Origin of the sequence: Flagellimonas myxillae (assembly GCF_023502235.1) — a bacterium.
Taxonomy (GTDB): Bacteria; Bacteroidota; Bacteroidia; order Flavobacteriales; family Flavobacteriaceae; genus Flagellimonas; species Flagellimonas myxillae.
On the sequence record NZ_JAMFLY010000001.1, the window covers coordinates 177480 to 203265 of the forward strand.

Annotated in this window: 27 protein-coding genes; 15 read left to right on the forward strand and 12 right to left on the reverse strand. The window is 43.6% G+C overall.

Going from position 1 to position 25786, the window contains the following annotated elements:
* Nucleotides 1-85: 85 nt before the first annotated feature.
* A complete protein-coding gene (gene ffh, locus M3P07_RS00855; RefSeq protein ID WP_249967999.1) occupies nt 86-1414 on the forward strand; it encodes a signal recognition particle protein in 1329 nt (442 codons plus the stop codon).
* Nucleotides 1415-1481: 67 nt separating this feature from the next.
* On the forward strand, nt 1482-2366 hold the full coding sequence (gene folD / locus M3P07_RS00860) for a bifunctional methylenetetrahydrofolate dehydrogenase/methenyltetrahydrofolate cyclohydrolase FolD (protein WP_249968000.1): 885 nt from the start codon (nt 1482-1484) through the stop codon (nt 2364-2366).
* Here folD and M3P07_RS00865 read toward each other — a convergent pair whose 3' ends face one another.
* Nucleotides 2367-2546, reverse strand: coding sequence for a hypothetical protein (locus M3P07_RS00865; protein ID WP_249968001.1), 180 nt, complete (start codon nt 2544-2546; stop codon nt 2367-2369).
* Between the two features lie 115 nt (nt 2547-2661).
* Between M3P07_RS00865 and M3P07_RS00870 the strand changes: the two genes are divergently transcribed.
* Nucleotides 2662-3288 carry a DUF2306 domain-containing protein gene (locus M3P07_RS00870; RefSeq protein ID WP_249968002.1) on the forward strand — a complete coding sequence of 209 codons (627 nt, stop codon included), beginning with the start codon at nt 2662-2664 and terminating at the stop codon, nt 3286-3288.
* A gap of 5 nt (nt 3289-3293) precedes the next feature.
* Here M3P07_RS00870 and M3P07_RS00875 read toward each other — a convergent pair whose 3' ends face one another.
* Nucleotides 3294-4124: a 3-keto-disaccharide hydrolase gene (locus M3P07_RS00875; protein WP_249968003.1), complete on the reverse strand. Its 831-nt coding sequence runs from the start codon at nt 4122-4124 to the stop codon at nt 3294-3296.
* A gap of 14 nt (nt 4125-4138) precedes the next feature.
* Complete coding sequence (locus M3P07_RS00880) at nt 4139-4561, reverse strand: VOC family protein (RefSeq protein WP_249968004.1); 423 nt, start codon at nt 4559-4561, stop codon at nt 4139-4141.
* A gap of 194 nt (nt 4562-4755) precedes the next feature.
* Here M3P07_RS00880 and M3P07_RS00885 point away from each other — a divergent pair, with 194 nt between their 5' ends.
* The 3 genes from M3P07_RS00885 to M3P07_RS00895 are packed head-to-tail and all read left to right on the forward strand — an operon-like array spanning nt 4756 to nt 7680.
* On the forward strand, nt 4756-5532 hold the full coding sequence (locus M3P07_RS00885; protein ID WP_249968005.1) for a 3-keto-disaccharide hydrolase: 777 nt from the start codon (nt 4756-4758) through the stop codon (nt 5530-5532).
* Nucleotides 5533-5579: 47 nt separating this feature from the next.
* Complete coding sequence (locus M3P07_RS00890) at nt 5580-6212, forward strand: 3-keto-disaccharide hydrolase (RefSeq protein WP_249968006.1); 633 nt, start codon at nt 5580-5582, stop codon at nt 6210-6212.
* Nucleotides 6213-6234: 22 nt separating this feature from the next.
* Nucleotides 6235-7680, forward strand: a complete 1446-nt coding sequence (locus M3P07_RS00895) for a Gfo/Idh/MocA family protein (protein ID WP_249968007.1) — start codon at nt 6235-6237, stop codon at nt 7678-7680.
* Nucleotides 7681-7754: 74 nt separating this feature from the next.
* On the opposite strand, the gene M3P07_RS00900 is transcribed toward M3P07_RS00895, so the two are convergent.
* Nucleotides 7755-8594: an alpha/beta fold hydrolase gene (locus M3P07_RS00900; protein ID WP_249968008.1), complete on the reverse strand. Its 840-nt coding sequence runs from the start codon at nt 8592-8594 to the stop codon at nt 7755-7757.
* A 91-nt stretch (nt 8595-8685) separates the two neighbouring features.
* Between M3P07_RS00900 and M3P07_RS00905 the strand changes: the two genes are divergently transcribed.
* On the forward strand, nt 8686-9114 hold the full coding sequence (locus M3P07_RS00905) for a winged helix-turn-helix transcriptional regulator (protein WP_249968009.1): 429 nt from the start codon (nt 8686-8688) through the stop codon (nt 9112-9114).
* Here the strand turns inward: M3P07_RS00905 and M3P07_RS00910 are convergent.
* The 4 genes from M3P07_RS00910 to M3P07_RS00925 form a co-directional block, all read right to left on the reverse strand.
* Nucleotides 9111-10073: a YybH family protein gene (locus M3P07_RS00910; protein WP_249968010.1), complete on the reverse strand. Its 963-nt coding sequence runs from the start codon at nt 10071-10073 to the stop codon at nt 9111-9113. The genes M3P07_RS00905 and M3P07_RS00910 overlap by 4 nt on opposite strands.
* A 101-nt stretch (nt 10074-10174) precedes the next feature.
* Nucleotides 10175-10903, reverse strand: a complete 729-nt coding sequence (locus tag M3P07_RS00915; RefSeq protein WP_249968011.1) for a YqjF family protein — start codon at nt 10901-10903, stop codon at nt 10175-10177.
* A gap of 21 nt (nt 10904-10924) precedes the next feature.
* Nucleotides 10925-11470, reverse strand: a complete 546-nt coding sequence (locus tag M3P07_RS00920; RefSeq protein WP_249968012.1) for a hypothetical protein — start codon at nt 11468-11470, stop codon at nt 10925-10927.
* 48 nt (nt 11471-11518) lie between these two features.
* Nucleotides 11519-13036 carry a helicase HerA-like domain-containing protein gene (locus M3P07_RS00925; RefSeq protein WP_249968013.1) on the reverse strand — a complete coding sequence of 506 codons (1518 nt, stop codon included), beginning with the start codon at nt 13034-13036 and terminating at the stop codon, nt 11519-11521.
* A 112-nt stretch (nt 13037-13148) separates the two neighbouring features.
* On the opposite strand from M3P07_RS00925, the gene M3P07_RS00930 reads away from it, so the two are divergent.
* Entirely contained in the window at nt 13149-13781 is a 633-nt protein-coding gene (locus M3P07_RS00930) for a 7-carboxy-7-deazaguanine synthase QueE (protein WP_249968014.1), read from the forward strand.
* Between the two features lie 159 nt (nt 13782-13940).
* Here M3P07_RS00930 and M3P07_RS00935 read toward each other — a convergent pair whose 3' ends face one another.
* Nucleotides 13941-14741, reverse strand: coding sequence for a hypothetical protein (locus tag M3P07_RS00935; RefSeq protein ID WP_249968015.1), 801 nt, complete (start codon nt 14739-14741; stop codon nt 13941-13943).
* A 44-nt stretch (nt 14742-14785) separates the two neighbouring features.
* Nucleotides 14786-15496, reverse strand: a complete 711-nt coding sequence (locus M3P07_RS00940; RefSeq protein WP_249968016.1) for a class I SAM-dependent methyltransferase — start codon at nt 15494-15496, stop codon at nt 14786-14788.
* 100 nt (nt 15497-15596) lie between these two features.
* On the opposite strand from M3P07_RS00940, the gene M3P07_RS00945 reads away from it, so the two are divergent.
* Together M3P07_RS00945 and M3P07_RS00950 are read left to right on the forward strand one after the other, a co-directional pair.
* Complete coding sequence (locus tag M3P07_RS00945) at nt 15597-16091, forward strand: YkgJ family cysteine cluster protein (RefSeq protein WP_249968017.1); 495 nt, start codon at nt 15597-15599, stop codon at nt 16089-16091.
* 20 nt (nt 16092-16111) lie between these two features.
* Nucleotides 16112-16948, forward strand: coding sequence for a sterol desaturase family protein (locus tag M3P07_RS00950; protein ID WP_249968018.1), 837 nt, complete (start codon nt 16112-16114; stop codon nt 16946-16948).
* Here M3P07_RS00950 and M3P07_RS00955 read toward each other — a convergent pair.
* Nucleotides 16939-18159, reverse strand: coding sequence for an exo-beta-N-acetylmuramidase NamZ family protein (locus M3P07_RS00955; protein ID WP_249968019.1), 1221 nt, complete (start codon nt 18157-18159; stop codon nt 16939-16941). The two genes, M3P07_RS00950 and M3P07_RS00955, sit on opposite strands and share 10 nt — an antisense overlap.
* Nucleotides 18160-18162: 3 nt before the next feature.
* On the opposite strand from M3P07_RS00955, the gene M3P07_RS00960 reads away from it, so the two are divergent.
* From M3P07_RS00960 to M3P07_RS00980, 5 genes are all read left to right on the forward strand, one after another.
* The gene (locus M3P07_RS00960) at nt 18163-19404 is read left to right on the forward strand and encodes an ABC transporter permease (protein WP_249968020.1); all 1242 of its coding nucleotides are present in this window, start codon (nt 18163-18165) and stop codon (nt 19402-19404) included.
* A gap of 209 nt (nt 19405-19613) precedes the next feature.
* On the forward strand, nt 19614-20594 hold the full coding sequence (locus tag M3P07_RS00965; RefSeq protein WP_249968021.1) for a PLP-dependent cysteine synthase family protein: 981 nt from the start codon (nt 19614-19616) through the stop codon (nt 20592-20594).
* Nucleotides 20595-20663: 69 nt separating this feature from the next.
* Nucleotides 20664-22040: a CotH kinase family protein gene (locus M3P07_RS00970; protein ID WP_249968022.1), complete on the forward strand. Its 1377-nt coding sequence runs from the start codon at nt 20664-20666 to the stop codon at nt 22038-22040.
* Nucleotide 22041: 1 nt separating this feature from the next.
* On the forward strand, nt 22042-23349 hold the full coding sequence (locus M3P07_RS00975) for a M20/M25/M40 family metallo-hydrolase (protein ID WP_249968023.1): 1308 nt from the start codon (nt 22042-22044) through the stop codon (nt 23347-23349).
* Entirely contained in the window at nt 23346-24119 is a 774-nt protein-coding gene (locus M3P07_RS00980) for an aldose epimerase family protein (protein WP_249968024.1), read from the forward strand. Before M3P07_RS00975 ends, M3P07_RS00980 begins: the two co-directional genes overlap by 4 nt.
* A gap of 283 nt (nt 24120-24402) precedes the next feature.
* Here the strand turns inward: M3P07_RS00980 and M3P07_RS00985 are convergent, their stop codons facing one another.
* A complete protein-coding gene (locus tag M3P07_RS00985) occupies nt 24403-25764 on the reverse strand; it encodes an exonuclease domain-containing protein (protein ID WP_249968025.1) in 1362 nt (453 codons plus the stop codon).
* Between the last annotated feature and the right edge of the window lie 22 nt (nt 25765-25786).

A 25786-nucleotide genomic window follows, 5' to 3' on the forward strand; every position in this document is an offset into this window, starting at 1 on the left:
TTTTTTTGAAAAGGACGGCTCTCCCCAAAGCCGTCCTTTTCTTTTTATTATTAAATTTGTCCCTCCTTTAAAATGACGAGAGCACATGTTTGATAACTTAAGCGAAAAACTGGATAAGGCACTCCACGTCCTCAAGGGACATGGCCAGATTACCGAGATCAATGTTGCGGAAACCTTAAAAGAAGTTCGTAGGGCCTTACTGGATGCCGACGTTAATTTTAAGATTGCCAAGGAATTTACCAATCGGGTAAAGGAAAAAGCCTTGGGCCAAAATGTTTTGACCACCCTGCAACCTGGGCAGCTCATGGTCAAAATTGTTAAGGATGAGCTTACCGAGTTAATGGGAGGGGATGCAGAAGAAGTCGACCTTTCTGGCAACCCGTCCGTAGTTTTAATGTCGGGGCTACAAGGTTCTGGTAAGACCACCTTTTCCGGTAAACTAGCCAACTATCTCAAGAATAAAAAGTCAAGGAAGCCTCTTTTGGTGGCTTGTGACGTATACCGTCCTGCGGCCATAGACCAATTACACGTAGTTGGAGAACAAATTGGCGTGGAGGTGTATTCCGATAGGGGGAACAACGACCCTGTGGCCATCGCCAAGGCGGGGGTTAAGCATGCCAAAAGTATAGGGAGCAATGTGGTGATCATAGATACCGCGGGACGTTTGGCGGTTGATGAGCAGATGATGACCGAGATTGCCAATATCCATAAGGCAATTACTCCCCAAGAGACCCTTTTTGTGGTAGATTCCATGACTGGACAGGATGCTGTAAATACGGCGAAGGCCTTTAACGATGTCCTTAATTTTGACGGGGTTATTTTGACCAAGTTGGATGGGGATACCCGAGGTGGTGCCGCCATATCCATTAAATCCGTAGTCGATAAGCCCATTAAATTCATTGGTACTGGGGAAAAAATGGAGGCTATTGATGTCTTCTACCCTGCCCGTATGGCCGATAGGATTCTGGGTATGGGTGATGTGGTTTCCCTTGTGGAACGTGCCCAGGAGCAATTCGACGAGGAACAGGCCCGTAAAATCCAAAAGAAAATTGCAAAAAACCGTTTTGGTTTTGACGATTTCCTCAGCCAGATTCAGCAAATAAAGAAAATGGGGAACATGAAGGACCTTATGGGGATGATTCCTGGCGCAGGAAAAGCCCTAAAGGGACTCGATATAGATGATGACGCCTTTAAACATATTGAAGCGATTATCCATTCCATGACCCCGGATGAGCGATCTACCCCATCAAAACTGAATGCAAGTCGAAAAAAACGGATTGCAGCAGGAAGTGGACGCTCCATTCAAGAAGTGAACCAATTGTTGAAACAATTTGAGCAAATGAGCAAAATGATGAAGATGATGCAAGGCGGTGGAGGCAAGAAAATGATGCAGATGATGCAGAACATGAGATAACTTCCAAGCACCAAGCACCAAGCACCAAGCACCAAGCACCAAATAACCAATAACCAGAACCACACCCATGGAAATCCTTGACGGAAAGAAAGTATCGAACCAAATAAAAGATGAAATTGCCGTTGAGGTGGCCCAAATGAAGGAACGGGGCGAAAAAGTACCTCATTTGGCCGCTGTTTTGGTGGGAAATGATGGTGCAAGTCTCACCTATGTGGGCAGTAAAGTACGCTCTTGTAAAAAGATTGGTTTTGAGTCCACCTTAATACATCTTCCCGAAGAGACCTCAGAAAGCGATTTGTTGACCCAGGTTAAGGCCCTGAACGAGAACCCCGATATAGATGGGTACATTGTTCAATTGCCCCTTCCAAAACATATTGATGAGCAAAAAGTACTTATGGCTGTGGACCCGGACAAGGATGTTGATGGGTTTCATCCCACCAACTTTGGAAAAATGGCCTTGGACATGGAATCTTTCATCCCAGCCACTCCCTATGGCATCATGGAACTGCTTCGCAGGTACAATGTCGACACTTCGGGCAAACATACCGTTGTAATTGGTAGAAGTCACATCGTAGGAAGGCCTATCAGTATTTTGATGAGCCAAAAAGGGAAAGCTGCGGATTCTACCGTGACCATAACCCATAGCCGAACAAAAGATTTAAAGAGTATTACCCTTCAAGCCGATATTGTGGTTTCCGCCTTGGGCGTGCCCGATTTTCTAAAAGCGGATATGGTAAAGGAAGGTGTGGTAATCATCGATGTGGGCATTACCCGAGTACCGGACGAATCAAGGGAGCGCGGATATTATATTACTGGAGATGTAGACTTTGATGAGGTAAGCCCAAAAGCCTCCTACATTACACCGGTACCTGGAGGAGTTGGTCCAATGACCATTGCCATGCTGCTTAAAAATACCCTCTTGGCCCGGGAAAGACATCACAAAATGGGCTGATCAACCCAAACTTCCACTCTTATTCTGAACCCGGGTTGATACTTGGGTTTGATTTTGAATCTGGTTTTCCTCTTCCTCAGGAGTTAGAAAATCCAAATCATTGTCACCTTCTTCATTGGTGCAACTTGTTAAGGCTAGGGCTGAAAAAAGTAGGGTAATGAACAAAAGAACAGTTTTCATAGGTTAAGATTTGGGATCAAAAAGACCTGTTCAACTTAAAATTATAACGGTTTGGGAAGGTCAATCTTATTTTTTATTGCAATTATTCGATAAATTGTAACCAAATCAACCATTTATGTCTAGCAGTACCAGAAACAAAATTGCATGGGTCGTTTTTGCATTCTTAGCAATTGGCGTTGGCTTATACCCAGTTTTGTATTGGGTAAATTCCGAACCCTTTGGCCTCTTGCTTAGTAAAACTTCGGCACTTTTGGAAAGTCAACTTTGGAACATCGGTTTTTATGGCCATGTTACTTTGGGAGGTGTGGCTTTGCTGACCGGCTGGTCCCAATTCAGTAAAAAAATTAGGGCGCGGAATCTTAAACTTCATAGAAACTTGGGAAAAATCTATGTGGTTTCTGTTTTGATAAGTGGGATTTGTGCAGTTTACATTGGGTTTTACGCGACTGGGGGACTTATTCCGGCCCTTGGCTTTATCAGTTTGGGTGTTGTCTGGCTCTACACGACCCTAAAGGCTTATTTTGCCATTAGGGCGAAGGACCTTGGCCTACATCAAGGAATGATGATCTATAGTTATGCCGCCTGTTTTGCCGCGGTGACCCTCAGGTTATGGTTACCATTATTGACCATGATGTTCGGGGAATTTTTAATGGCCTATAAAATTGTGGCTTGGTTATGCTGGGTGCCCAACATGATCTTTGCTTATTTCTGGGTAAGGAAAAAAGGAATTTCCCTAGTGTAAATCCTCTAATGTTCCAAGACCTTCAGCTTGATATCTCTGAATTCTATGGGTTGCCCTTCACTCTGGAGTGCAATAAATCCCTCTTTTAGGGGTTTGCCATCAATCTTTATACGTTCATCGTACCTGTTGGCTACCCCGCCTCCTATTTGGGGATGCGTGTATTCCAATACTTTTTCGCCATTGATGATATGCGTAACCAAAGAGTCACCATGAACAATGAGCTCTGCTTTTACCCATTCATCGGGCTTGTAGGTCTTGCTGGTTGAACTGATGCAATGCCGGGGATCCACCTTCCCTTCAAAAACGACATCGGTTCCCGGAGAACACATATTGCCCGTAGGTCGCTCTTCCCCTTCATTGACCTCCGCAAGAAACTGCATCTCCACGGAAATGGGCCAATCCTGTTCCTTGGGCATGGTCCGGGGATCTTGTGAATGAAACATGAGTCCACTATTTAGCAATGTATAACCCGGGGCTGAATCGTACCATGGGTCCGAAAAGCGATATTCCATACTTAGGTGATAATGGGAATAAGGCGTGTTGTAATACAGATGACCATAACGCCCATTAAAATCACCTTCATACTTGTCGTATCGCACTTTTATCAACCCATCTTCGACCCTGAAGGTATCTCCAAAATTGTCACCCACCTCATAGTGATGTATTTTCACAGTCCAGTCATCAATATCCTTACCATTAAAGAGTTGAATCCATGAATCTTCGGGTTGGACTTGGATTGGGTTTTGGTCCTGGGTCTTAGGTTTGCAGTTCACGAACAACAAACAAATAATCCAAACCAATGCTGGTATTGGAAGAAGTTTAAATCGGTTTATCATGGATTGGGTTTTGGTTATTTTGCAAAAAGTTGAGAGATGTCCTTAAAAGCTTTGAACTCAAGGGCGTTTCCGGCCGGGTCCAAAAAAAACATCGTGGCCTGCTCTCCGATTTCGCCCTCAAAACGAATGTAAGGTTCAATAATGAAATCCACTCCTTTCGATTTTAGGGTGTTGGAAAATTCTTGAAAGACTTTCCATGGCAAAACCACCCCATAATGGGGAACGGGTACATTTTTGCCATCCACGGGATTGGTATGCAGTACTTCTTCAGATTTTGGCTTGTAGTGAATGACCAATTGGTGGCCAAACAAATCAAAGTCGACCCAGTGATCACTGCTTCTTCCTTCTTTGCACCCCAGAATCTCTCTATAAAATATCCGGCAATCCTCGAGATTTTGAACCGGAATGGCCACATGGAAAGGTGTTACATTCTGCATAGGTAATAAAAGTAAACCGTGACGGCCAACCTTGCAAATTGAGCCGGTGTAATTTTGGTTCAACTACAGATAATTCCTCATAAAATAACATTCGTGGTTCAAGTTGTGTTGGTGGTATAAAAAAGTTTAAGCTAAAAATAAATGTAGTTACCTTTAGTGACTATCATTATAACCCATTGAATAACAAATAAGAAATGAAGAAAATAGCGATTCTTATATCGTTTTTGGCCATTGGTGCCTGCAAGTCAGTACAAACAGCTGATGCTGGAAAAGAAGTAAATCAAGCATCCAACGAATGGATATATCTATTCGATGGCACCAGTATGGATGGGTGGAGAGCCTATAATGGAGAAAGCATGCCCCCAGGTTGGACCATTAAAGATGGTACGTTGACGTTTGATACGGAACTCGGTCTAGAACAGGATTATAAGGGAGGTAAGGACATTATTTATGGCGAGGAAGAGTTTGACAATTTTGAACTTTATCTGGAATGGAAAATCCCTGCAGGAGGCAATAGTGGAATCTTCTACCATGTAAAGGAAGGCTATAGCGGACCGCCAGTTGTATCCCCGGAATACCAGCTCATCGATGATGAAAATTATGCCAAAATCCACGATTTAACGGGGTATAATTCCCAATTCGGTGCCGAACATCCAGAACTACTACAAGACTGGCAGAAAACGGGTGCCGACTATGCCATGCATGTTGCCGATGATACGCAAAAACATTTGAATCCAGTCGGGGAATGGAATTCCTCAAAAATCGTTTTCACACCAGAAAAAGTGGAGCACTGGCTTAACAGAAAAAAACTGTTGGAATTTGTGCCGTGGTCCGAGGATTGGAATACAAAGAAAAACTCGGGAAAATGGGATGAAGCCCCCGATTACGGAAAATACAAAAAGGGCTATATAGCGTTGCAGGATCACTCGAGCCCCATCTGGTTCAAAAACATTAAAATTAAGAAGCTATAGGAGCTGTAGTAAAAAATATTGGACTTGCTATAGTCACGTTGGTTGGCTTGTCGTTGATTATCGTTTCTTGTGGCGGACAAAGGGCGGTTACATCTAATACCGGGTTTGTCTCCCTTTTTAATGGCAAAAATTTGGACGGCTGGGTTGGAAACAAAAAATCCTATCGCGCCGAAAATGGCCAGATAATTGTTGATCCCAATGGTGGGGGAAGCGGAGGTAACCTCTTTACGGTGGAGGAGTACAGCAACTTTATCCTGAAGTTTGAGTTTCAGTTGACCCCTGGTGCCAACAATGGATTGGGCATTCATGCGCCCTTGGAAGGTGATGTGGCCTATGTTGGGAAAGAGTTGCAAATTTTGGACAATACAGCAGCAAAATACGCCTCTTTAAAGCCCTATCAATACCATGGCTCGGTTTATGGGATCATACCCGCTAAACGGGGTTTCCAGAAACCGATGGGAGAATGGAATTCCCAAACAGTTACGGTGGAGGGTTCCAAAATTACTGTTGAATTGAATGGGAACCTTATATTGGAGGGAGATTTTCAGGAAGCCAGTAAAAATGGCACCTTGGATAAAAAGGAACATCCCGGGCTTCAGAGAAGTAAGGGCCATATTGGGTTTTTAGGACATGGCGATGTTGTCCATTTTAGAAATATTAAAATCAAAGAGTTACCATAGAAAATAATTTAGAACATTTAGTATGAGCAAGAAGATTTCCAATCAAGATAGGAGGGATTTTTTAAAGAAAAGTGGGGTGGGTGCCCTCGGTTTGTTGGCCGCACCTTCAGTTCTTAGCGCCCATGAAAAGCTAAGGACAATAAAGCCGGAAGGCAGAATAAGGACAGCACATATTGGAGTGGCCAATATGGGAGCTGCGGACCTCAACGATATTTCATCACATCCGCAAGTTGATGTGGTGGCACTTTGCGATGTGGACGCAATCAATCTATCCAAGGCGCGAAAACAACACTCCAAAGCCCGTGTGTTTTTTGACTACCGCGTAATGTTGGAAGAAATGGCCGATGAGATTGATGCTGTGATCGTATCCACACCAGACCATACCCATGCTCCTGCCTCCATACTCGCCATGCAAAAGGACAAACATGTGTATTGCCAAAAACCTTTGACCCACTATGTTTCTGAATCCAGGGCCATGAAGAAAATGGCTGAAGATAAAGGCCTGGTTACCCAAATGGGAATACAGGTGCATTCCTTCTACGATTATAAATTGGCCACTTTGTTGATACAGGATGGAATTATTGGAAAAGTGCATACGGTTCATGCTTGGAGTCCAAAATCTTGGGGCTACAATGGCGCAGAACCGGAAGGAGAAGACCCAGTACCAGCACAATTGGACTGGAACCTTTGGTTGGGTACTTCCGCGGAGCGTCCTTACAAGGAAGGATACTACCACCCAGGAAACTGGAGAAAATTAATGGATTACGGCTGTGGTACTTTGGGCGATATGGGTGTTCATATCTTTGATACACCTTACAACGCCTTGAACTTGGATGTTCCAAGAACCATTAAAAATGAATGTCGCGAACCGAATGGATATGGATATCCAGAAAACAATACCGTTACCTACGAATTTCCAGGGACCGAATACACCGGTAAAAGCTTAAAGTGGATTTGGTATGATGGCCCAGGAATGCCTCCAGCCCATGAAGATTTGGTGCTTCCGGGTGCCAAGAATGGATCAAAGACCAAAAAGAACACTACCAAAACCGACATTTCCTTGGATGCAGGTGTTGCCGGTGAAGGCGAGTTGCCAGAACAAGGCGCCATGTTCGTAGGAACAAAGGGACGTTTGCTGCTACCTCATTTTATGCAGTTGCCTAGAAAAATTGTACGAGGTAAATATGTGGACATTTCCAAGGAAATTGCCAAGCAAAATATAGGTGAGCCGGTTAGAAACTATGCAAGTGAAGGCCCAAAGCACTATCACCAATTTATCGATGCTTGTCTGGGCAAGGATAAATGTACAGCGCCTTTTGAATATGCAGCCCGTTTAACCGAAACCATTCTGTTGGGCGTTATAGCTGGACGTTTCCCTAACCAGACCCTGCATTGGGACAGTGAAAAGGCCAAGTTTGCCGAAGAGGAAGCCAATCAATATTTGGAAGGAAAGTACAGGGACTTCTAAAAGAAGAACTTTGATTTGAAAAATAGAACCCTGGGTGTCTTTGATGCCCAGTTTTTTTTTGCTTTAGATTTCGTTTAAGCCTCCAGAAATTTAATGATGGTGTTATTGATCTCTTCCTGGTGCATGGAATGTCCCAGCCCTTCAGTAGTGACCAACTTGCTCCCCTTCCAAGAGGCATGGACCTGCTCCGAAGCATGGTATGGCGCGACCATGTCAAATTTATCATGAAATAAGAGTCCCTTTTTTGTATTGGTCTTAGCAAATTTTGAGGTAGAGAATTCACGGATATGGAATCCAAATCGATCGTGGATATAGCTGTCCAGAATGCCCATAAACCGGTCACTGAACTTAACCACGTTCTGATACTGGTCCATAATTTCATAAAATTCTGAAGGAGCCCCAATGACCACCATTTTCTCAACCCCTGGATTTGGATTTTGGTACTCGTTGTAAAGCAGTGTTAGCCCGCCCATGGAATGACCGACAAGGTATTTGGGGTCGTGTTTTTTAACCATGAAGTGCAAAACTTGTTCGTACAGTGGTGCATAAAGCAACTTGCCCGAGGAATATCCGTGAGAGGGAGCATCGAAGGCGATGATATTATACTGGGCTTCCTTAAGTTTTTGGATGAGGTTCCGCCACCTAAATGTATTGCTCTCCCACCCATGTACTAAAAGGACAGTTTCCCTGCTTCCCGGCCAAAGGTAGGATTGAATTTGGTGCCCTGCAACAGACTCCATGGCCAGTTTGGCCTGATCCAAATACTGCTTTTGCTGTGGCAACACTTTTCCCTTTCTTATGGTACAAAACACATTGAAAGCCATGTGGGCCGTACGTTTAGGAGCTAAAAGGGAAGAAAGATTGAAAAATTGGCCGTAGGCCAAGGGAACCATTTGGGCGATTAGTTTTTTCATTCGGTTACTTTTTGTAACTTACTCTAAATTTGAAACTAAAATTAAACATTCCATTTGGAAGGACAATGAAGTCACTGGAACACAACTAAGTATGGAAAGGGATACTGTTACTGAAAATCAGAAAGTTAGAACAGCAAAAAAGTTGGAAAAAATGTTTGGGCATATCGACTATAAAAACCCACCCGAACTGTGCCCTGTCAGGGATGTGATGTCCGTGGCATCTGACCAATGGAGTGCCTTGATCATACTTTGGTTGGGCTATTTTCCTGTATTGAGGTTCAATAAACTCAAAAAGTTCGTGTACGGAATCTCCAACAAAGTGCTGAGCCAGCGGTTGAAGGTTTTGGAAGCAGATGGCTATATCCAAAGAAAAGCCTTTGCCGAGGTACCTATCAGGGTGGAGTATAGTCTTACCGATTTTGGACAGTCCTATGTAGAAAAATTACTGGAACTAGCGGAATGGATGCAGACCAACAGCCCAAAAGTATTGGCCAATAGGGAAAAATATGGCTTGCTTTAATCTACAAGTCGGTTCCAGATATCGATGTACATTTTCCATCCTCCATCCTCCTTTTTCCAAACCACAACATACTTTCCCTTCCATTCAGAAACTGGATTGTTTCCTTTTTGGCTGGTTCCTTTGTAATAGCCATAGTCGTAAGCATGATTTCCCATAATATTAATTTCCGAAGCATCCATACTGTGGCTTAAAATTTTGGTGTCCTTACCCGAGATCCATCTCGATTTGATAGCCTCTCTACCTTCTACGATAGGGGTTCCCAAGGGCATCAATTTGGCATTTTCCGTATAGAGCATGGCCATGGCATCGAAATCCTGTGCCATATAGGCTTTGGAAAACTTTTTCGAGGCCTCCCTGATCAATTTTTTTTCATTTGCATCACCATTGTTGATTTTTCCGTTGGAACAATCAATTTTCCAAGTGGGGAAAACCACGGATTCTGTTTTGTCGACCCATTCACCAACCCATTTAAAGCCTTTGTCGTTGATGTCGTAAAAGGACAGTCGATAGAAGCCATCCATTCCATTGGGGGCCTTTTGTTCCCTATAAAGAACGATTTTTCCCTCCTCGGTTTTGCTTCCCTCCCAAACAGGAAGTACGGTTGAGGGAGCCCTGGTGCTATAGTAATGCACGTACCAACGTGTGCTGTCCGGGATAAACTGGCGAATGCTCCCCGAGTAGGTTTCGTCCTCTTTCATGGTTTCGTCCTGAATGGCCATCCCGTTCATGATGTACTTGAAACGCCAGACCATGTCAACTGGTTCTGCCCAGGTCTGATCCGCTTTTCGGGTCTCCGATTTACAATTGCACTCCCCGATCATGGGGGCGAAATCCATCAATTCCTTTGGAGCCTTTGGATTCGGTAAACCAAATGGATGTTCCAATGAAGGTTCGTAGTTGTATTGTGCAAGAAGGAAAAAGGGTAAAAACAAGATTGGAAAGAGGATTCTTATTTTCATTGGGTTGGGTTTTGTTCTTTCAAATTACCCAATTGCCGTTGAGCTTCACCTTGTTTTAGGAAATTATTAACGTCTGTTGCATCAGACTGTCCAGTCGGACCTTAGCAGAAGTTATGCGTTGTTTTTTTGTCCCAGGCCACCACCTGAACCCCTGGAGAATAGTGCACTAGATCTGGTTGAAAGCTAAAAAGAGCGCTAAATCTTGGGTATTGGATGGTAAGTTCGTCTGGATGTAACTCATACACCGGCCATTCCACATGATGGATTTCAAATGCGTTTAAGTGTTGCCCGAAATCTTGAAATAAGGCGTACCGCTCGGTGAGCCAGAGATCTAATGCTGTTTTCGTTGTTATTGCTTTACCTACCTGATATGAAATTGCAAGCTGATCTTGGAATTCACGGTTGTATGAGCTAAAATGGGTATGATCCCTTTGCATTTGAGAAAATCGGTAAGGCAGTTGCGACATTTTCCTGGCGACAAGGCAAGAAACAGGATTGCCTCCTTCGATGCTCAGGAAGTACACCCCAGTTTTGTTCCCGTGTTTCGCGTACGTCCGAATATTGACCTCATGGAAATTGGAAATAGGAGGAAAGGACGGCAATGTTTTTGGACGAATCTGTTCCATTCTAAAAATGACTACCGAAACCCAAGGCTTCCCTTCAAACAGTTCCAATTCCAAATTTGCAGGGACAAATTGCTTCAAAATTTCAAAGTCCACAGCCCAATGAAGGAAAACTACCTTGTTCCACTCTTGGTAGAACTTCCAACTTTCCGTTGGGAGTGCCCACGGGCGATGGTCGGTGTCTTCAAGTATTTCCCTAATTTTCATCAAGGTGGTATGTAGTGGAACCTACTCCCATCCCAACATAAGATATTTCACCTTGGCCGTATTCGGGATTTGCACGGCTTCGATGGTCGTTGCCGAGTATCGAAGATTCGATGGGAGTTCTTCCTTGTCGATTGTGAAGTACAAGTTGCTGTTTTTGGGGAATATTACAATGCTGTTCAGGGTGGTCACAATCTTTTTAATCCCATAATTGTTCTGGATATCCTGAAAAGTACTGTTTAATCCAATTCCCCGTTCTGAAAGGTATCGCGTATCAAAAATCCGGACGTTCCCTATGGTCGGGATACTATCGGCGTTGGGGGTGAGGGTCAATAGGTGTTTCCCCCCTTTCTCGTAGATCTTAATTTTTTCCGCCTTTGATCCCATAGTGATCTTGGAGGTATCCTGGACCACCGAATCCTGGGCAAAAATTGTACGCAATTCTTCAACAGGCGTTGTCTTTGTCAAGGGACCTACACTGTCTTCGGAGATCAAAAAGGTGGTGTCCTTTTCAGCGCAACCCAAGAGCACTAAACCCAATATTCCTATACTCAATTTCGTTCTTATCATCTTTCTAACATCTAACATCTAACATCTAACATCTAACATCTAACATCGTTATCGAATAACCTTTTTTAGCACGCCCAACACCCCTCGGATAAAAGTGGCGCTGGTAAGTACTTTTACTACTGGGTTCATTCGGGTACTTCTTCTGGAAGAAGTTCTTCTTGATGTTGAGGTTTTTTGTCTTTTTTCTTCTTCCTTTTCGGCTTCTTTTTGAGCCTTTTCAATTTTTTCATTGAGGATTTCGTAAGCACTTTCCCGATCTATATCCTCGTTGTATTTCTTTATCAATTTGGATTTGCCAATGGCTTCTTTGAGCTCAGCATCCGTAAGCACGTCCATACGGCTCATGGGCGCCCTTAACAGAGTGGCTGCGAGGGGAGTGGGTCTTCCTTTTTCATCCAATGCGGAGATGAGGGCCTCGCCAATTCCAAGGGAGGTCAGCACCTCTTTGGTGTCATAAAATTCGGATAGCGGATAGTTTTCAGCGGTCAGTTTGATGGCCTTTCGATCCTTGGCGGTAAATGCCCGTAGGGCATGTTGCACTTTAAGACCTAACTGCGCAAGCACATCATCAGGGACATCGGTCGGGTTTTGCGTAACAAAATAAAGCCCAATACCCTTGGAACGGATGAGTTTTACGATGCTTTCTATCTGCTCCAGCAGGGCTTTTGAGGCCTCCTTGAAAATTAAATGGGCTTCGTCTATAAAAAGAATTAGCTCTGGTCGGTCACTATCTCCTTGTTCGGGAAAAGTGGCATAAATTTCCGCCAACAAGCTCAACATAAACGTGGAAAACAGTTTGGGTCGATCCTGAATATCGGTCAACCGAATTATATTGATATAACCCCGGCCGTTTTCATCTATACGGACCAAATCTTCCACGTCAAAGGACTTTTCCCCAAAAAAGAGCTCGGCCCCTTGTTGTTCCAACTCTATGATCTTTCTTAGAATTGTTCCTGTGGAACTGGTAGAAATGCGTCCATATGCGGATTGAAATTCCTTTTTGCCCTCACCAGTGGCATATTGCAATACCTTTTTGAAATCCTTAAGGTCTAAAAGCGGTAATTTATTGTCATCACAATATTTGAATACTACGGCCACAATGCCTTCCTGGGTAACTGTCAGGTCCAGGATTCTACTCAGCAAAACAGGGCCAAATTCGGAAACCGTGGCCCTTAGCCGTACTCCATTTTGTTCGGAGAGTGACATAATCTCAACAGGAAAGCCATTAGGTTCAAAGGGAAGGCCAATTTTTTCGTGACGTTCATCAATTTTGGGATGCCCTGGGCTTGGCTGGGCAATTCCGCTCAAATCCCCTTTAAGGTCCATGAGCAATACTGGGATTCCCTTATCTGACAGGTTTTCTGAAATCACCTGTAGCGTCTTTGTTTTTCCCGTTCCCGTAGCCCCGGCGATCAGACCGTGGCGATTAAGGGTTTTTAATGGGATTTTTATAAAGGCATTGGTTACGGCTTCCCCATCCAACATTCCGGCCCCCATGGTTATGTAATCTCCCTTGGTGGTGTATCCTTTCTCAATATGTTCGAAGAATTTTTCCTTGATGCTCATGGAATTCTATTTCGGATAAAAATAGGGTAATTTTAGGCAAAACTGAAACGGGAAAAATAAAGAAATATGTAGGTCTGTGGAGTAATCCAACCTTCCACCGTATCTTTGCGGAATGGTTTCAGAAGAGGTTATGCGCATGGTGGATGAAGGGAAAATGCTTCCCTTGATGGAGGAATTCTATACCATTCAGGGTGAGGGATACCATAAGGGTTCTGCGGCCTATTTTATCCGGGTTGGAGGCTGCGATGTCGGTTGTCACTGGTGCGATGTTAAGGAAAGCTGGAATGCTGGGACCCATCCACCAACGGATATTGGGAGCATTGCGGAAAATGCGGCCAAATATTCCGATACGATTGTAGTTACCGGGGGGGAACCCCTGACATGGGATATGGGCCCCTTGACCACGGGCCTTAAGGCAAAAAACCTACAGACCCATATTGAGACCTCTGGAGCCTATCCATTATCTGGTGCCTGGGATTGGATTTGCCTCTCGCCTAAAAAGAACAAATTACCTGTTGCTGAAATTTATCCTTTGGCCAATGAACTTAAGGTGATCGTTTACAATAAGCACGATTTTGTATTTGCAGAGGAACAAGCAGCGAAGGTAGGACCCAATTGTATATTATATCTACAGCCCGAATGGAGCGTAAGGGATAAAATGGTTCCTTTGATTGTGGATTATGTTATGGAAAATCCTAAGTGGAAGGTATCTCTCCAAACCCATAAATATTTGAATATTCCTTAAGTCTACAGTCTACAGTCTACAGTCTACAGTCTACAGTCTACAGTCTACAGTCTACAGTCTACAGTCTACAGTCTACAGTCTACAGTCTACAGTCTACAGTCTACAGTCTACAGTCTATAGTCTAAAGTCTATAGTCTAATGTCTGAAGTCTTGCTTCTATTATCTTCCCCCGTTGTTTTGAAGATCTAGAATACATTCATCGTCCAGCACGGGTATCACGGCAGCGCCTTTAGATACATTTTTTTCCAGAAGTTTCATGGTTGGTCCCCCAAATTGAAGTTCCGCTCTCATTAAACATCCAGAAACGTTACAGTGGTTTTCGGCCTCAGGGTCTTCGTGATCATTCACGAGCTCGGTACCTAAATCCACCAAGCCCATAAGGTGGGCAAATTCATGGTTCAAAGTGGAACTTTCCACATCGCTCACGCTAATTATGTTACTTCTACTGGCCAAATCCCTGATCGTGGATTCATATATGACCATGGAAGTGTTTCTATATACGGCACCTAGGGTTACCAACCCCTCGTCCAAATCATCACCGTCAGAAGGAGCATCTGCAAAATAGATATATACAGCCAATGTGGTACCGTCGTTGTAGGCCGTTCTATTTTCTTGCTCTATATCGTCTACTTCTTCCGTGGTCAATGATTCTTCATTAGGAGAAGCGAGACTTCGATAAGAAAACTCAATATCGGTTTTAAAAGTCCTTTCCCTAATAAAGGTTTCAAAATTAGTGATTGCAGTGGTGGTGGGCCTAAACCCGTCCACATAAACAATCTCAAATACCAGCTTATCAAAATTGGTATTGGAAAGGATATCGTTGGCCGATGAACCGGTTACTTGTAAATTGGCCGTTTTATCAACGTTGCCGTTCGAGGGTGGAGAATCATCAGAATCTTTTGAGCAACTTAGTACAACAACCAAGCCGAGCAATGCGTAAAAAGCAATTTTCTTTTTCATACCAAAATGTTGTATTTACATAGAACGCTGAACAGCAACTTCTATTATTGTTGCGGCAAAAGTTTTGCTAAATAGTCGTAATGATTTCCCTCACTTACAAGTTCACATTGTAGATTATTGGCCAAACATGCGTTTTGTAGTGTGTTGAAATCCAGATAAAGCCAGGGAAATGGTCGCCCTTTAGCGCCCTTGTATTCCATGGTGAAGGTTACCTCTCCGTAATATACGCCATTGTCTGGAATCCAGTAGCCCCCGTCATCATCTTGTTCGAACATGTAAATGATATCACTGGAATCCAACAAAATTTGTCCGTTTGGGCGTAACAAGGCCGAAAGGTGCTTTAAGAATGAACCCAGACTTTGCAGTTTACCTGCAAGACCAATTCCGTTCATGAGCAGTAACAAGGTGTCGAATTGTGCCCCGGTATAGTCTAAAATTGTGGATTGAACGGTGCAGTCCACACCTCTAATTTTACAGACTTCAATTGCGCCTGGGGAAGCATCCAGGGCGGTAACATCAAACCCTTTATTTTGCAAATGAATCGAATGGTTTCCAGCGCCACTTCCAATATCCAAAACCTTGCCTTTGCACAACTCCAATGCCTTTTGCTCCAAGTAGGGCATGGTTTTATAATCGCGAAATAGATAGGGCAGGGGAATGCAATCCTCTTCATCCAAAGATGAATAGGTTTTAATATCCTCCGAATACTTTCCGGCCTGATAATCCAAAAGTGCTTTGCCAAAAATATCTTCCATGTCCGATTTGTTCTTGCAAAAATGGCACATTCGTCACATATAGGGGCACATTAATCACAAATAAAGCGATAAACCGAAACAGTTTTTTATGTTTGTCTTGATGGAAGAAGTTCTGAAACAACTACCCAAAAAAGCAAAGGACAAGCATTCAGAAAACAAAAAGTTTTTCGGAAAGTTGAAAAAAAAGCCGCCCAAAAACCTGGACTATTTAATGCAGGAACTTCATACGGAAGAGTTTGAAAGAACGGATTGTTTGGAGTGCGCCAATTGCTGTAAGACCACGGGTCCGTTGTTTACCAATGCTGATGTTGAGCGGATTGCCAAGCATTTTCGACTAAAGCCTTCGCAATTTATAGCCCAATATTTAAGGGTTGATGAAGAGGACGATTATGTTTTGCAACAGGTACCCTGTACATTTTTAGGAGCTGATAATTATTGCTCCATTTACGATGTGAGACCAAAGGCCTGCAGGGAGTTCCCACATACCGACCGGAAAAAATTCCACCAAATAAGCAATCTCACCTTAAAAAATGTGGCTATTTGCCCAGCAGCTTTCAACATCGTGGAGGAAATGAAACAAAAACTGAAGTTATAGCGATTTTTACAATATAAAACATGGAACAGATTATCAACTATTTTGAAAACATCCCCGCATTGCACCGAAGCCTGATTTTGGTTGGGGGAATCACTTTTTTCTGGATTTTGGAAGGCATTGTCCCCTTGTTTAGTGTGCCCTATAAAAAGTGGAGACATTCCGTGCCAAATTTCTTTTTCACCTTGACGACCATTCTCGTGAATTTCCCCTTGGCCTTTCTGTTTTTGAAGACATCGGATTGGGCCGTGGCCAATGATTTTGGGATAATCAATTGGTTGCCCGAAGTGCCGCTTTGGTTGTATGTAATATTAGGGTTGCTGTTCTTGGACCTTATCGGGGCCTACGCCGCGCATTGGGTGGAACACAAGGTAAAACCACTTTGGATGGTCCATTTGGTGCATCATTCCGATCACAATGTCGATACCACAACCGCCAATAGACACCATCCCTTGGAGAGCCTTATTAGGTATATCTTTACCTTGACAGGGATATTTTTGGTCGGGGCGCCTATCGGAATCATTATGTTGTACCAAAGTCTATCCGTTGTCCTTTCCCAATTCAACCACGCGAATATCCAATTGCCGGAGAAGTTGGACAAGGCCATCAGTTGGGTCATCATTAGTCCGGATATGCACAAAGTGCACCACCATTACAAGTTACCTTACACGGATTCCAATTATGGAAACATATTTGCCATCTGGGATCGCCTTTTCGGAACCTATATGTACTTGGACACAGATAAAATTGTGTACGGGGTAGATACCTTTCCGGACGAAAAGGAAAACAGCAGTATCGTTGGCTTATTAAAGCAACCCTTTCATAAATACAGAAGGCCGACTACCGAAGATCAGTCGTAGATAAGGTACTTTGCGCGTATTTTTTTGAAGGAATCCAGATCTGCTTGCCATGTAGCCTTGATTTCTGATTCCGTAAGGCCAGCTTCAATTTGTTGCTGCAATACCTCGGTACCCGCATGTTTGGTGAAGGAACTGGTTCTAAAGAATTTCGATTTGTCCACACAGTTTTTATACGCATCCAATATCCACTGTAATGAAACACTTTGCATCCGTTCTGATCCCGATAAATCTTTGCCAAAGCAGGTTTTGTTTTCCTCCTTGGGATGTTTTGCCCCAAAATTCGGTTGGGGAACATAGCTAAAATCGTACTGTGTGCTATCCAGAAAAGAGGCCCCATACCTTTGGAATTGGAATTCGGTCCCACGTCCGGCATTGATAAAGGTCCCCTCAAACAACCCCAAACTAGGGTACAGGGTTATGGCCCTGTCGCTGGGCAAATTTGGAGATGGTCGTATGGGTAAATGATAGTTGGACCTATGCGTATAGTTTTCCAACTCAATAACGGTCAATGCCGCTTTGTTGCCACCCTCGAGCCACAGTTCGCCGTTGATCATGCGGGCATATTCCCCGATGGTCATCCCATAAACCAGTGGGATGGTCGTCATCCCCAAAAACCCGGTGTTTTCGGCCTTCATGGTAGGGCCATCAACATAATGGCCATTAGGGTTGGGACGATCCAAAACAATTATTGGGACGCCCAGGTCCGCGCAGGCTTCCATAACCAGTTGCATGGTTGCTATGTAGGTATAAAACCGAACGCCCACATCCTGAATGTCGAACAGCACCACATCGATTCCGGCCAGTTGTTCCTTGGAAGGTTTTCTGTTTTTTCCATAAAGTGAGATTATAGGTAGGGAAGTTTTGGTATCCACGCCATCCTTGACGAGTTCCCCGGCATCCGCCTTGCCTCTAAACCCATGTTCTGGAGCAAAAACCACGCGTACATCCACTGCATGTACAAGTAGGGAATCTACCAAATGGGTATGCCCGGTATCCTCATAGATCACACTGGTCTGATTGGCCACTATGGCCACCTTTTTACCCTTGAGGAGCGGAAGGTAAGCTTCTGTCCGATTGGCGCCAACAACGATTTCGGGAACCAAGGCGGTTTTTTCGCTATCTGAAGCTTTGGAATTATCCTGTCCTTTACAGGAAGAAAGTAATAAAACCAATAAGAAAAATGTACTTTTGAAATGAGATAAAATGGGCATTCGTTGAATTTAGAATTGTTTATTGCCAAACGCCTGATCACAGGGAAGGAGCATAAAATTAGCATTTCCGCTCCTATAATAAAAATTGCCATTGCGGCTATTGCCATTGGTATCGTAATGATGCTGATAGCGATTGCCACTGGAGTAGGGCTCAAGCATAAGATCAGGGAGAAGGTATCCGCTTTTAACGGGCACATCCAAATTTCCAACTACGATAATAATACCTCAGAGGTTTCGGTTTTGCCAGTTTCGCTGGAGCAGGAGTTTTATCCCGAATTCAAGGATGTTGATGGGGTAAACCATATTCAAGCCGTTGCCATCAAGGGGGGAATTATCCGAACCGAGGAAACCTTTGAAGGCATATTGGCCAAGGGGGTGGGTATCGATTACAATTGGAATGTATTCACAGAGTATTTGGTTGATGGCCGTATTCCGGATTATTCGGGAAAACTGAACGAGGAAGTGCTTATCTCCAGAATGATGGCAAATCGCCTTCAATTGGGGGTCGGCGACACCTTTTTTTCCTTTTTTCTGAAGGATGGGGATGCATCCAGGGTACCCAACAACAGACGCTTTAAGATTGTGGGTGTTTACGATAGTGGGTTCGAGGAATTCGATAGCACCTACGTTTTCGTAGATATCAGACATATTCAACGCATGAACAAATGGGGCGAGGATGAAATAGGAAATTTTGAGGTTTTTCTAGACGATTTTGATCAACTTGAAGCAAAGAGCAATGAAATCTATGGAAAAACCCCATCGAATTTGGATGCTATCAATATCAAATCCAAATACTTCCGAATTTTTGAATGGATAGGCCTTTTTGATTTTAATATAGCTCTCATCATTGGGATCATGATCATCGTTGGTGGGATCAATATGATAACGGCCTTGTTGGTCCTTATTTTGGAGCGCACCCAGATGATAGGGGTATTGAAGGCCCTGGGGTCTGAAAATTGGAGTATTCGCAAGGTATTTTTGTACAATGCTGCCTACCTCATTGGAATTGGACTGCTTTGGGGGAACGGCCTTGGATTGGGCCTACTCATACTTCAGGATAAATATCGTTGGTTCAAATTTCCAAATCCGGAAGAGTATTACATCGAATACATCCCTGTCCATATTGATATACCTACCGTGCTTGCGTTAAACTTGGGTGTTTTGTTGTTGTGCTTGTTAATGCTACTCGTTCCTTCCTACATCATTACAAAAATAAGTCCGGTCAAAGCAATCAAATTTGAATAAAGGTCAAATGATCAACAATCAATGATCAATAATCAATGATCAATAACCAATAACCAAGCACCAAATTCCAGGCTCCTGTTGTAATCGTTTTCAATTTTTCCTTTTCCACTTTCAATTTATTAAGGCACCCAGCACCCACCCGTCCTGTAATCAATTTGTAAAAAAACAGACCAAGCACAGGAAATTGAATAGCTATCTTTGCAGCGACTATGGAATATGCAAACAACATTTTGGAAACCATTGGAAATACTCCTCTGGTAAAACTCAATACGCTTACTGCTGAACTGCCTTGCCTTGTATTGGCCAAATACGAAACCTTTAATCCGGGGAATTCGGTGAAGGACCGTATGGCTTTACAAATGGTGGAAGATGCCGAAAAACAAGGCTTGCTAAAACCTGGGGGGACCATTATTGAAGGAACTTCCGGCAATACGGGAATGGGATTGGCTTTGGCGGCGGTGGTCAAAGGGTACCGTATGATCTGCGTGATCAGCGATAAGCAGTCCAAAGAAAAAATGGATATCCTTAAAGCCATGGGAAGCGAGGTTCATGTGTGCCCTACCGATGTGGCCCCCGAAGACCCTCGAAGTTATTACTCCACGGCTCGTCGCTTATCCACCGAAATTCCCAATTCCTGGTATGTGAACCAATACGACAATCCAAGCAACACCAAGGCACATTACTTGAGTACCGGACCCGAAATATGGAGGCAAACCGAAGGTAAAGTGACCCATTTTGTTGTAGGGGTCGGAACTGGGGGAACGGTTTCTGGGGTAGGCACCTATTTGAAGGAACAAAATCCGAACGTTAAGGTTTGGGGGGTGGACACCTATGGTTCTGTATTTAAAAAATACCACGAAACCGGGATTTTCGATGAGAACGAGATTTATCCCTATATCACAGAAGGCATTGGTGAGGATATTCTACCTAAAAATGTCAATTTTGATATTATTGATGGTTTTACCAAAGTGACCGACAAGGATGCGGCGGTATATACCCAACGGTTGGCCAAGGAAGAGGGGATGTTTTTAGGAAATTCCGCAGGAGCGGCCGTAAAAGGTGTCTTACAATTGGCGGAACACTTTTCCAAGGATGACGTGGTTGTAGTGCTCTTTCACGATCATGGGAGCAGGTACGTGGGCAAAATGTTCAACGACGATTGGATGCGTGAAAAAGGATTTATTGAGTAGCAGCAGTTTATGTTCTATATTAGGGGTAAAAGAATTGTGACTTTTCCAACCATTGATTCCAGTTCCCCTATGCGATATTGTTTCCTTTTTTATGTATTTCTAATCAGTTTTGCCTGTAGCACAGAAGATGCTACGGTTCCCGATGAAAACAATGGGAAGGAAGAAGAAAATTTGATCCCACCAGAAAGCAAGCTTCCACAATTTATTATAAATACAGAGGGAGGCACAATTGTAGACGAACCGAAAATAGACGCTAGTTTTATTGTTACAAAAGCTGATTTAGTCACGTATGAAGGGAAATTAGGCATCGAAATTAGGGGGGCATCCTCCCAGATGTTCCCAAAAAAATCCTATGGATTTGAAACTCGTGATGAAGCCAACGAAGATTTGGATGTGTCCTTGTTGGATTATCCTGAGGAAGAAGATTGGGTATTATATGCACCATACAGTGATAAATCCTTAATGCGGAACATGCTTATCTATGACTTGTCTCGGGCAATACAGCGCTATGCTAGTCGCACCCAATTTGTCGAGGTAACCATCAATGATGCTTATCAAGGCCTTTATGTGTTCATGGAAAAGCTAAAGCGGGATTCAGGACGCATTGACATCAATAAACTTAAGGATGATGAAAACTCTGGAGAAGATCTTACTGGAGGGTATATTTTAAAAATAGATAAGACCGCAGGCTCCAATTTGGGAGAAGGTTATAATGACCAGAACTCCTTTGTTTCACAATACGATCCCCCAATGGCTAGCTTTGACCAAAAAATCTATTTCTTGTATGAAGAGCCGGATGCAGAAGACATAACAGCTGAACAAAAAACGTATATTTCGAATTATATAGGCGCTTTCGAAACGGCCTTGGCATCGGATGATTTCACAGACCCTGATTTGGGTTACACAGCTTATATTGATGTGGATAGTTTTATCGATTTCTTTCTTCTAAACGAAATTTCCAACAACGTGGATGGCTATCGGCTAAGCACCTTTATGCATAAGGATAAAAATGGAAAATTAAAGATGGGGCCCATCTGGGATTTTAATTTGGCCTTCGGTAATGCGGATTATTGCGGTGGTGGCGAAACCAATGTTTGGGCTTATAAATTTAACGAGCGCTGTTCAAATGATACCTGGCTAATTCCTTTTTGGTGGTCGCGGTTGATGGAGGATCCACAATTTGTTTCAAAACTACGGGCACGATGGCAAGCCCTTAGAGCAGATACCTTTTCCAATGACCAGATCTTGGATAAAATTAACGCATATTCACTTTTACTGAATGAATCAGGAGCTGCCAACGCAAACTTTTCCACTTGGGGAGTTTTGGGAAGCTATGTATGGCCCAATAATTTTGTTGGCAACACCTACGAATCGGAATTGAATTACCTATCAAATTGGATTGAAAATCGGTTGTCTTGGATGGACGGAGCCATTAATAATTTATAAAATGAATAAAACTAAGCTGAAATTATTGGTGTCGTGCATCATGTTTTGTGTGTACGGAACTACGGCACAAAAGCTATCCCGAACAGAAAAGAAAATTGTAAACACCGTAACCAAAAACAATGGGGATGCCATAAATTTTTTGGAAAAGGTGGTGAACATCAATAGCGGGACCTTAAACCTCACGGGGGTCAAGGAAGTGGGAATGGTGTTCAAGGATGCTTTTGAGGGCATCAATTTTAACACGCAGTGGATAGCATTACCATCAGAAATGGGGAGAGCAGGGCATTTGTTCGCCGAAACCTCTGGAACCAAAGGTAAAAAGTTGTTGTTGATAGGCCATTTGGATACCGTTTTCGAGGAAGACAGTCCTTTCCAAACATTTAAGAAAATCAACGACAGCATTGCCCACGCACCCGGAGGAAATGACATGAAAGGCGGGGATGTGATCGTATTATACGCTTTAAAGGCACTGCATGAAAATGGGCTTTTGGATGATGCGCAGATTATTGTAGCGTTCACGGGTGATGAGGAAAGTACCGGGAAACCATTATCCATCAGCCGAAAGGATTTGATAGATGCGGCGAAGCGAAGCGACATTGCCTTGGGTTTTGAGAATTCGACGGGGTTCAATTATGCTACTGTAGCCAGAAGGGGCGCTTCCGGTTGGGCTTTGGAGGTATCTGGTAAAAGAGCACATTCCTCTGGGGTGTTCAGTGAAAATGTAGGCGCAGGCGCTATTTTTGAGATGTCTCGAATCCTGCATCAATTTTACACCGATGTAAAGGGCGAGGACTTGCTGACCTTCAATCCAGGTACACTTTTGGGAGGCACTTTTGTTAACTTTGATTCGACCACCAGCAAGGGAGATGCCTTTGGAAAAAGCAATGTGGTGGCCCAAAAGGCGATGGCCAAAGGAGGGCTGCGATTCATTTCAGAAGAACAAAAGGAACGTGCACGGAACAAAATGCGTACAATTGTAAGCCAAAATTTACCAAAGACCGCCGCTGAAATTACGTTCACTGATAGCTATCCAGCCATGCGGCCCACATCAGGGAACCATGCGCTGTTGGGAATCCTGAACCAGGTCAGTTTGGATTTGGGCCAAGGGGAGGTAAAGGCTTATGATCCTGGAAAGCGGGGGGCAGCCGATGTTTCGTTTGTGGCCGAATACGTGGATTGCCTGGATGGCCTCGGAACCATGGGCACAGGAGCGCATACGCCCCAAGAGACCGTGAACCTTAATACCATTGAAGCTTTGACCAAGCGTACCGCAATACTTATCTATAGATTGATCAACTCCAGAAAATGACCTACCTACACTTCGAAAACAGTTCCGTAGCCATTGACCTAGGTGAACTTGTAAGCTTTATTCATGGAGACCACGAGTTTATCCATCAAAAAGGGAGTCCAGGTTGGGGAAGTTCGGATACGGAGATGTTTCCCATTATTGGTCCCGTAAATGAGGCCGGCTTTAGGGTACAGGTTGGTAAAGGGAATGCCATACAGGATCAGCATGGACACTTGCGCCAAATGCAATACAAACTGGTTTCAAGTACAACATCTTCAGCCACCTATAGAAAAGAGTACAAAGCAGGTACTGCAGTAAAAAACTCAAAATTCCCTGAAAAGTCTACGGAAGAATGGCTCACATGGCCTTATTCCTTTCAATTTGAAAAGAGCTTCAACCTTACGGCAAACCAATTGGAGATTACCTTCAAGATTTCGGGAGAGAAGGATATGCCTTTTATGTTGGGATATCATCCCGCATTCAAACTGTATTTGGAGAACCCCATTATTGTAGCAGGGGAACTGGAAATTTCACTGAACCAGGTTTTGGAAGTGGGCAGCCGGGCCTTGTCCGTTGAAAACTGCGAGTCCATAACCCTTAAGGATAAAAAAGAGATAAGCCTGACCACAGAAGGGTTTGGAAATTTCATGTGCTGGACGGAAGTACCTAACATGGTTTGTATAGAACCTATTTCTTTTTACCCCTATACGGTTGCACAAGACCAATTACACCAAGGATTTCACTTGCTAACGGAAGAGCCCCAGGTGTTTAAGGTGACGCTCAAGGTCTGATTTTTCGATGTACTACCAATTTCTTTAAGCCTTCCCGGAAAAACGTATCCATTTTCTTACTAAATTTGGGTTATACCTAAAGGATCTATTCCTTTTGGTGGTACTTTTCCATAGGAAACATTAAGAATTCCAGCTGCTGGAATTCCGGTATTGGGGCTTCTTTTAAACTAGTTTGTTTACCATGGATATTCTTCTCCCTTATATCATACTTGCGGCCCTAATTCTGATTGCTTGGATTGTTTTTATGGTGAAAATGTACCGGAAAATCAACAAATAAACTGGGTTAAAGCACAAAGGACTCCGACCTTGGTAACAAAGATTCCACGATACGTTGGGTTTCCAAGGTATTTTTTTGTGGAATAATGAATGCCGCGATATCCTCCAATGAGGAGACTTCGAGTTGATGGTCTATAAAACCGTAACCCTTATATACCCCCTCTTCAATCAATACCACGGCATTCTCATTGGAATGGCGACCTTCTTCCCTGATAATTCGGATTTCGCTTTGGGCCGATTTAATGCTAAAAATGGCGCTTTCCACTTTTTGGTTGTAATCTTCAATAGCCTCTTCCCCAGCACAAATGCCATTACATGTTGTTATTTTATGGTGCGAACAACTAGCGTTGGTCTGTTGCAGATGGCAATATTTAGGACAAAGCGAGAAAGTTTTGCACAGTTCTTCCAAATAGGCCCTGCAATCCGTTTGGTTATAGAATACCTTAATGGGGTTGGGAACTCCCTTTAAGGTGTTATAGGCCAGGTGAACAATCCCTTTTCTATCCTCATAGGTAAATAGCGCGTATTGTCTCCCAATCCGTTTTTGCGCGCTGTTGTAAGTTGGGAAATGCCGCTTGATCTCGGCAGATTCCATCAATAGGGCCACCAGCTCGCTTCCCGATAGTTCAAAATCTATGGAGGCCGTTTCCCTACACATCCTAGTTTCCTTGGTGCTCTTATCGTAGAAATGTCCCAGCACCCTTTTTTTTAGGTTGATGGCCTTGCCTACATAGATGATTTCCCCTTTTTGGTTTTTAAAATAGTAGATTCCGGGCTTGTGCGGAATCGCATCAAATATCGATTTGGGTAAATGCGGTGGGAGGGTGGCTTCCTGACTTCGCGCATTCAAGAACTTTTGAATGACTCCTTCCGAACCGGGCAAATTCACCAATTTGTGGAACAAAATGGTGGTGGCTTGTGCATCGCCACGCGCTCTGTGCCTATCTTTCAGAGGAATCTTTACGGCCGAACAGAGTTTCCCTAAACTATATGATTGTAAGCCAGGAATCAGTTTACGGGAGAGACGTACCGTACAGATTTTTTTTCTAACAAAGGAAATCCCTAATTGTCGGAACTCCTCCTTGATCACCCCGTAATCAAAATTTACGGCATGGGCCACAAAAATGCAGTCTTGGGTAAACTGAAGCACCGTTTGGGAAATTTCGGCGAAAGTAGGGGCGTCCCGTACCATTTGATCATCAATCCCGGTAAGACCCGTGATAAAACTTGGAATGGGGCTCTGTGGATTCACCAGGGTAGTGTACTCGTCTATAATTTGGGTGCCATCAAACTTAAATATGGCAATCTCGGTGATTTTATTGCCCTTGATGCCGTTCCCGGTCGTCTCTATGTCTATTATAGTGTACAATATCCTCAAAAATGGACATTGA

Bases quoted from the DNA above. Each gene is read 5' to 3' on its own strand.
- M3P07_RS00865 (WP_249968001.1), bottom strand. From the start codon at position 2,546: ATGAAAACTGTTCTTTTGTTCATTACCCTACTTTTTTCAGCCCTAGCC.
- M3P07_RS00920 (WP_249968012.1), bottom strand. From the start codon at position 11,470: ATGATAAGAACGAAATTGAGTATAGGAATATTGGGTTTAGTGCTCTTG.
- M3P07_RS00925 (WP_249968013.1), bottom strand. From the start codon at position 13,036: ATGAGCATCAAGGAAAAATTCTTCGAACATATTGAGAAAGGATACACC.
- M3P07_RS00870 (WP_249968002.1), top strand. From the start codon at position 2,662: ATGTCTAGCAGTACCAGAAACAAAATTGCATGGGTCGTTTTTGCATTC.
- M3P07_RS00980 (WP_249968024.1), top strand. From the start codon at position 23,346: ATGACCTACCTACACTTCGAAAACAGTTCCGTAGCCATTGACCTAGGT.
- M3P07_RS00965 (WP_249968021.1), top strand. From the start codon at position 19,614: ATGGAATATGCAAACAACATTTTGGAAACCATTGGAAATACTCCTCTG.
- M3P07_RS00900 (WP_249968008.1), bottom strand. From the start codon at position 8,594: ATGAAAAAACTAATCGCCCAAATGGTTCCCTTGGCCTACGGCCAATTT.
- ffh (WP_249967999.1), top strand. From the start codon at position 86: ATGTTTGATAACTTAAGCGAAAAACTGGATAAGGCACTCCACGTCCTC.
- M3P07_RS00945 (WP_249968017.1), top strand. From the start codon at position 15,597: ATGGAAGAAGTTCTGAAACAACTACCCAAAAAAGCAAAGGACAAGCAT.
- M3P07_RS00875 (WP_249968003.1), bottom strand. From the start codon at position 4,124: ATGATAAACCGATTTAAACTTCTTCCAATACCAGCATTGGTTTGGATT.
- M3P07_RS00970 (WP_249968022.1), top strand. From the start codon at position 20,664: ATGCGATATTGTTTCCTTTTTTATGTATTTCTAATCAGTTTTGCCTGT.
- M3P07_RS00910 (WP_249968010.1), bottom strand. From the start codon at position 10,073: ATGAAAATAAGAATCCTCTTTCCAATCTTGTTTTTACCCTTTTTCCTT.
- M3P07_RS00905 (WP_249968009.1), top strand. From the start codon at position 8,686: ATGGAAAGGGATACTGTTACTGAAAATCAGAAAGTTAGAACAGCAAAA.
- M3P07_RS00975 (WP_249968023.1), top strand. From the start codon at position 22,042: ATGAATAAAACTAAGCTGAAATTATTGGTGTCGTGCATCATGTTTTGT.
- M3P07_RS00885 (WP_249968005.1), top strand. From the start codon at position 4,756: ATGAAGAAAATAGCGATTCTTATATCGTTTTTGGCCATTGGTGCCTGC.
- M3P07_RS00940 (WP_249968016.1), bottom strand. From the start codon at position 15,496: ATGGAAGATATTTTTGGCAAAGCACTTTTGGATTATCAGGCCGGAAAG.
- M3P07_RS00955 (WP_249968019.1), bottom strand. From the start codon at position 18,159: ATGCCCATTTTATCTCATTTCAAAAGTACATTTTTCTTATTGGTTTTA.
- M3P07_RS00930 (WP_249968014.1), top strand. From the start codon at position 13,149: ATGGTTTCAGAAGAGGTTATGCGCATGGTGGATGAAGGGAAAATGCTT.
- M3P07_RS00880 (WP_249968004.1), bottom strand. From the start codon at position 4,561: ATGCAGAATGTAACACCTTTCCATGTGGCCATTCCGGTTCAAAATCTC.
- M3P07_RS00935 (WP_249968015.1), bottom strand. From the start codon at position 14,741: ATGAAAAAGAAAATTGCTTTTTACGCATTGCTCGGCTTGGTTGTTGTA.
- M3P07_RS00895 (WP_249968007.1), top strand. From the start codon at position 6,235: ATGAGCAAGAAGATTTCCAATCAAGATAGGAGGGATTTTTTAAAGAAA.
- folD (WP_249968000.1), top strand. From the start codon at position 1,482: ATGGAAATCCTTGACGGAAAGAAAGTATCGAACCAAATAAAAGATGAA.
- M3P07_RS00915 (WP_249968011.1), bottom strand. From the start codon at position 10,903: ATGAAAATTAGGGAAATACTTGAAGACACCGACCATCGCCCGTGGGCA.
- M3P07_RS00950 (WP_249968018.1), top strand. From the start codon at position 16,112: ATGGAACAGATTATCAACTATTTTGAAAACATCCCCGCATTGCACCGA.